At 73.3% G+C, this 6,353-nt stretch carries 5 protein-coding genes; 3 read left to right on the forward strand and 2 right to left on the reverse strand.

The features are described 5' to 3' along the window. Positions 1-15 precede the first annotated feature (15 nt). The gene (locus GPJ59_RS32095) at positions 16-1,323 is read right to left on the reverse strand and encodes an AAA family ATPase (protein ID WP_219671437.1); all 1,308 of its coding nucleotides are present in this window, start codon (positions 1,321-1,323) and stop codon (positions 16-18) included. Between the two features lie 381 nt (positions 1,324-1,704). Then, positions 1,705-2,649, reverse strand: coding sequence for a GNAT family N-acetyltransferase (locus GPJ59_RS32100; RefSeq protein WP_219671438.1), 945 nt, complete (start codon positions 2,647-2,649; stop codon positions 1,705-1,707). A gap of 343 nt (positions 2,650-2,992) precedes the next feature. Here GPJ59_RS32100 and argF point away from each other — a divergent pair, with 343 nt between their 5' ends. From argF to GPJ59_RS32115, 3 genes are all read left to right on the forward strand, one after another. Next, on the forward strand, positions 2,993-3,985 hold the full coding sequence (gene argF / locus GPJ59_RS32105; protein WP_219671439.1) for an ornithine carbamoyltransferase: 993 nt from the start codon (positions 2,993-2,995) through the stop codon (positions 3,983-3,985). A gap of 56 nt (positions 3,986-4,041) precedes the next feature. Next, positions 4,042-5,262: a serine hydrolase domain-containing protein gene (locus tag GPJ59_RS32110; protein ID WP_219671440.1), complete on the forward strand. Its 1,221-nt coding sequence runs from the start codon at positions 4,042-4,044 to the stop codon at positions 5,260-5,262. Positions 5,263-5,507: 245 nt separating this feature from the next. Continuing rightward, positions 5,508-6,353 (forward strand): serine/threonine-protein kinase (locus tag GPJ59_RS32115; protein WP_219671441.1); only part of this gene is annotated, 846 nt, incomplete at its 3' end.

Below are 6,353 nucleotides of genomic sequence, written 5' to 3' on the forward strand. Positions count from 1 at the left end.
GCGTGTTGACAGTTCTTAATGGCGAAATGCAGTAAACTCCGACGAGGATGTAGCCGCGTAAGATCGGCGGCAGCGTCGGGTGTGTATAAGATACAGGGCCCCGGGCATCCGCGAGAGGGTTTCCGCGGACCGCGACGCGCCGGAGCCGGCGAGCAGCGGGCCCACCATCAGGTGCTGGACGGCCTGACCCGCCGCGTAGCGCCAGTCGCCGCCGGCGGCGGCCTCGTCGACCGCCTCGGCGGTCAGGCCCCGGGCGGCGTACCAGCGGGCGGCGCGGCGGTGCAGCAGGGGCTCCAGTTCCGGCTGCCGGCTGCGCAGGTGGGCACGCAGGACCTCCGCGAACAGGGGGTGGAAGCGGTACCACCTGGTTCCGTCGAGCGGCTCGACGAACGCGTGGGAGCGCACCAGGTCCTGCAGGATCCGCTCGGCGTCGGTCCGCCCGGTCAGGACCGCGGCGAGCTCCGGGTGGACCCGGCGCAGGATGCCGGTACGCAGCAGCAGGTCCCGGAACGGTGCGGGCTGGGTCGCGAGCACCTCCGTCAGGAGGTAGTCGGAGACGGCCTGCTCCGAGGCGGTGAACGAATGGGTGAAGCCGGCCGGGTCCTCGGACCGGGCCATGGCCAGGGCGCACAGCCGCAGTCCGGCCGCCCAGCCCTCCGTGTGCTCCAGCAGGAGGTCCACGACGTGGTCGTCGGGCGGTCGGCCCCGTCCCTGCAGCAGCAGGGCCGCCTCGCGCCGGGTGAACGCCAGGTCCTGCTCGCGGATCTCGTGGACCCGGCCCTCGGCGCGGTAGCGGTGGAGCGGCAGGGCCGGATCCTCCCTGCTGATCACGACGAGCCGGAGGGCCGGGCCGGCGTGTTCCGCGAAGAACCGCAGGCCGGGGTACACGCCCTTGCCGCGTACCTTGTCGAGCCCGTCCAGGACCAGCACGACCGGGCCGGGCAGGCGTTCACAGGCCGCGGCCAGCCGGACCAGCAGGGACCGGTCGACGTCGTCGGCGCAGACGGGCTTGCCCAGGGCCGCGTCGGCCAGTACGCCGCCGCGCCGGAGCCCTTCGACGACGTAGGCCCAGAACAGCCCCGGTGTGTCGTCCTCGTCCGGGGTCAGCCAGACCACCGGGGCCGTGGCGGCCCGGGACCGCGCCCACGAGGCGGCCAGGGACGTCTTGCCGACGCCGGCCGCTCCGGTGATCAAGGTGAGCGGGCCCTGCGTGCCCCGGGTGATCCGGTTCATCAGGCGCTGGCGCCGGACCAGACCGGGGGCCTGGACCGGCACGGCGAACTTGGCGGCGAGCAGGGGATCGCCCGCGAGGAATTCAGTCACGACACGTCCATGGTCACGTGCCGTCTCCTTGATCACCACAGCACGTGGGCCGCCCGGGCAGGGCGATGCGGTCCACGTCCGTCCGGGTGCGGCCACCGCGGTGCGGCTGGTGGTGCGTGCGGCCCTGACCGTGCGGTAGAGTCTTCCTCAGAGCTCGCGGCCACAAAATGCGGTTGCGGGACGTGCGTTGGTGGTCCAAGGAAAGGCACCCCACTTCCTGTGGGGGGATGCAGGTGCAAGGCCTGCCCAGCGCTCGGACAAGGCCCGGATTCCCCACGGAATCCGGGCCTTCTGTTTCTCCTCCGTGCGCCCGCTTCCCTCGGGCGTGTCCGGGGCTGAGCGACGCCGCCTCGGCGCCCCGGGTGAGGTCAGCCGGTCAGCTCACAGTGGACGGCTGAACTCCAGCCGGTCGGCGAAGTTCTCGTACCCGGCCCGTACGAAAGCCTTGGCCATCGCCGTGTTGGCCGCGTCGCAGTCCCCGCGGATCTCGGTGGCGCCGTTCGCGGTCAGGACCCGGGTGCCGCGGACGACGACCGACGTGGCGTAGCCCTTGCCGCGGTGGGCGGGCGCGACACCGACGAATCCGATCACCGACACGCTCGGGTTCTGCGCGGGAAGGCTGATCGCGGCGGCGGTGCCGTCGGCGTCGTAGCCGATCTCCCACCAATCGGGCTCGTGCTTCAACTCGGCCGTCTCCTCGAAGAGGAGCTCGGCCGCGCGCCGCGGACCGTGCTGGCGTACGTCCGCCGAGAGACGGGCGTCGGCCGTGTCCACGAGGAGCTCCTCCAGCAGGGCGAGGAACGGCTCGGGGCCGAGCTCGGCGAGCGTACGGAACGTCAGCCGGGGGTCGTCCGCGGGCAGGGAGGCGAGAGTGCTCGCGGAGGCCTGGCGGCTGAACCGCCGTCCGTCACGGACCGGCCGGAAGCCCGCCTGCCGCAGCAGCTCGCCGCGGCGCTCCGGCTCCCGCTGGAACTGCGGGGCCTGGGCGGGAGAGTCGACGACGTGCTCCAGTTCGGTCGCGCCCAGTTCCCCGGCCTTCGCCGCGGCGGCCGCCAGGAGGGCGGCCCCGGTCTCCGGCGAGTCCGCAGGAGCCTCGAAGAGCACCAGGGCGAGCGGGACCTCGTGTCCCGGCATCGTCCACAGCACCACGCTCCCCGCCAACTGCCCGTCCTCGCCCTCGGCGACCAGGCACCACTCGGGGCGGGTACAGGCGCTCTCCAGGAGCTGGGCCAGATAGGCGCGGGTGGCGGCGTTGCGCTCGGCATCGCCGGGGTACTCGACCAGGGCGGGGAGTTCATCGGGACGGGCGGTGCGTACGAAAGTCACAGAGAGCCTTGTCGATGCGGGGACTGGTTGACAACTGCCGGACGAACGTATCCGGTGGACATGCCGGCGACCACGCATTTTCCGGATGGCGGAGAACCGGCCGGCCGGGCATCGTCGAGCAGGTCGTATCCGAACGCGGCGCCGCGGCCCGTCCGGTGCGGCGAATGGGCCCGTCCCGCGCGGCGAGTGGGCCCGCCCGGTGTGACGAATGGGCCCGTCCGGTGCGGCGAATGGCCGAAGTCGTTGCACCGACGGGAGCCCTCGCCCGCGTCGCCCCCCTCCTGCCCTTCCCCGCCGGAGAACAATCACCTCCGCCCCACCCCGATCCGAGCCGGAGGCCGTCATGCCCCCTCCCGTGTCCACCCGCGGCGCCGCGCGTACGGCTGTCCCCGGCAAGGTCCCGGACGACCTGCTGAAGGTCGGCGACCTGGACCCGGCCGTGCTGGCGGCGGTGCTGGACCTCGCCGCCGAGATGAAGGCGGAGCCGTTGGGGCGGCAGGACGACCTGAGGGGCGCCAGCATCGGCTGCATCTTCGAGAAGCCCTCCACCCGGACCCAGGTCTCCCTGGCCGTGGCCGCCCACCGGCTGGGCATGCAGGCGCTCGTGCTGCACAAGGACAGCATGCAGCTCGGCCACGGCGAGACGGTCGCCGACACCGGGCGCGTGCTGTCCTCGTACGTCGACGCGATCACGGTACGCACCTTCGAGCACGCCACGGTGGAGCAGCTGGCGGACGCCGCGACCGTCCCGGTCGTCAACGCCCTGTCCAACACCCATCATCCGTGCCAGTCCTTGGCCGACCTCCTCGCCCTGCGGGAGCATTTCGGCGCCCTGGCCGGGCTGCGTACGGCGTTCGTCGGCGACGGCACCAGCAACACCTGCCACAGCTTCCTGTCGGCCTGCGCGGCCTCCGGCATGCACCTCACCATCGCCAGTCCGGCCGGTTACGAGCCCACCGAGGACGTTCTCGGTGACGCGCGCGAGGCGATGGCGCGTACGGGCGGGTCCGTCTCCCTGGTCCCGGAGCCGGCCGAGGCCGTGCGCGGCGCCCAGGCCGTCTACGCCGAGGTGTGGGTCCCCATGGACAAGCCCGGCGAGAAGGACCTGCGGGCAAGGGATCTGACGCGCTACCGGGTGGACGACGCCTTGCTCGACCGGGCCGGTCCGGACGCCGTGGCCATGCACTGCCTGCCGGCCGTCCGCGGCCAGGAGATCACCTCGGAGGTGCTGGACGGGCCGAGGTCCCTCGTCTGGCGGCAGGCGGCCAACCGGCTCCCGACGGCACAGGCGGTGCTGCACACCCTGATCACCGCCGGTCGCCGAAGCCCGAACTGACCACCCCCTCCCCCATCCCCCACCTCACTGCACTTTGCACCCCGGGAGACACGTACGTGCTGACCCGCGCCCGCGGACGCCGCTTCCGCACCGGACTGTCCGCCACCACCGTCACAGCCACCGTCACGGCCGCCCTCGGCGCCGCCCTGCTCGGCGGGCTGCTCCAGCCCGCACGGGCGGCCGCCGGCCCCGAGCCGGCCGGCGGTCGCCCGCACCACGACCTGCGCCTCCAGCGGCAGCTCGACCGGCTCGTCGCACAGGACGACGGTCCGCCCGGCGCGATCGCCCTGCTCACCCGGGGCGACCGCACAGAGGTGTACACCGCCGGGGTGGGCGACATCGCCACCGGCCGCCCGCCGCGCCCCGACGACCACATGCGCATCGCCAGCATCGCCAAGGCGTTCAACGGGGCCGTCGCCCTCCGGCTCGTCGACCAGGGCCGGCTCTCCCTCGACGACACCATCGGCGAGCGCCTGCCCGAGCAGCCCGAGGCCTGGCACGCGGTGACCCTGCGCCAGCTCCTCCAGCACACCAGCGGCCTGCCCGACTACATCGCCGACCCCGGCTTCCTGGACATCCTGCGCGCCGACCCGCGCCACGTCTTCGACCCGCGCAGGCTCCTCGACTTCGTGGCCGACGAGCCGCTGCGCTTCAGCCCCGGCTCCCTCTACGAGTACTCCGACTCCGACAACATCGCCGTCGCCCTCATGGCCGAGGCCGTCACCGGCCGCCGCTACGAGGACCTCCTGAAGGAGCTCGTGTACCGCCCGCTGGGCCTGCGCCGCACCAGCCTGCCCCTCGGGTACCGGCTCCCGCGGCCCTTCCTGCACGGCTACGACGTCGACCCGCCCGCGCGGCCCGAGGACGTCAGCGAGCTCCTCGGCGCCTCCGGAGCCTGGGCCTCCGGCGGCATCGTCTCCACCCCCGAGGAGCTGGGCACCTTCATCCGGGCCTACGGCGGCCCCCGCCTGCTGTCGGAGCGGACCCGCGAGGAGCAGCTCAGCTTCATCCCCGGCGGCTCCTCCGAGCCCGCCGGCCCCGGGACCAACGCCGCCGGGCTGGCCGTCTTCCAGTACACGACCCGCTGCGGCGTGCTGTACGGCCACACCGGGAACTTCCCCGGCTACACCCAGCTCGCCGCGGCCACTCCCGACGGCACGCGCTCGCTGACCTTCACCATCACCACCCAGACCAGCAAGGACAACAAGCCCGCGCTGCTGGCCAGGCTCCGCACCGTGCAGGAGGACTTCGCCTGCGCCCTGCTCAAGGGGCACTGAGCGGCAGGGGGCGGGCCGGGGGCGCTGCCGTCGCGTCGTCCGGGCGTGTGTGCCCCTGTACGCACGCCCGTTCGCGCCCGGCGGCGCCGTATGGTTTTTGCCATTCCGTTTTCGCCGTTCCGGTGAACCGGCGGCCTCCGGGGTGCCACTCTTGAGCCATGTCGGGTTTTCGGGGGGCGGACCCGGCGCCTACACGGCGCTTGGTGCTTGGCCGGTACGAACTCTTAGAGCGTTTCCACGGCGGCATGGCGGAGGTGTGGAAGGCCCAGGACCTGCGGTTGGACCGCACGGTGGTGGCGAAGTTCCTGCGGGTTCCGGATCGGGGTACCCACTCCGCCCAGCGGTTCCTGCGCGAGGCGCGGATCCTGGCCGGAATCGACGACCCCCGGGTCGTCCGCGTCCATGACGTCGACGAGGCCGAGATCGACGGCCACTGGCACCTCTACCTGATCACGCAGTACGTGCAGGGCCACACCCTGCGCGAGGCGCTCCCCCGGGGCGTGGCCCTGGAGGTGGACCACGCGCTGCGCCGGGCGGCCGAGCTCTGCGAGGCGCTGGTGCCCGTACACGGCCAGAACCTCGTCCACCGGGACGTGAAGCCGGGGAACGTGATGATCCGGCGCCTCGACGGGTCCGGTGCCCGGCACGCCTGCGGCGGCCCCGGCGGCACCATCGTCGCCGGGGCCGGCGCCGGGCAGGAGCGGCTGGTCCTCCTCGACTTCGGCATCGCCCGCTCGTACACGGTCATCGGCGACCTCGGCCGCGCCGCCGGGGTGACCGGCCCCGGCCAGCTGATCGGGACCCCCGAGTACATGGCGCCCGAGCGCTTCCTGCTGGAGGCCGACGGGCCGGCCACCGACCTCTACGCCGTCGGCTGCGTCCTGTTCGAGATGCTCACGGGCCAGCAGCCCTATCTGGGGCCCGACTACGGCGACCTCGCCCGCCTGCACTGCCATGCCCCGGTCCCGTCCGCCCGCGCGTTACGCCCCGGGGTCCCCGCCGCCGTCGACGAGCTGGTCATCCGGCTGCTGGCCAAGCGTCCCGGCGACCGCCCGGCCGACGCCCGCGAGATCGCCGAGGCGCTGCGGGAC

Source organism: Streptomyces bambusae (genome assembly GCF_019400985.1).
Lineage (GTDB): Bacteria > Actinomycetota > Actinomycetes > Streptomycetales > Streptomycetaceae > Streptomyces > Streptomyces bambusae_A.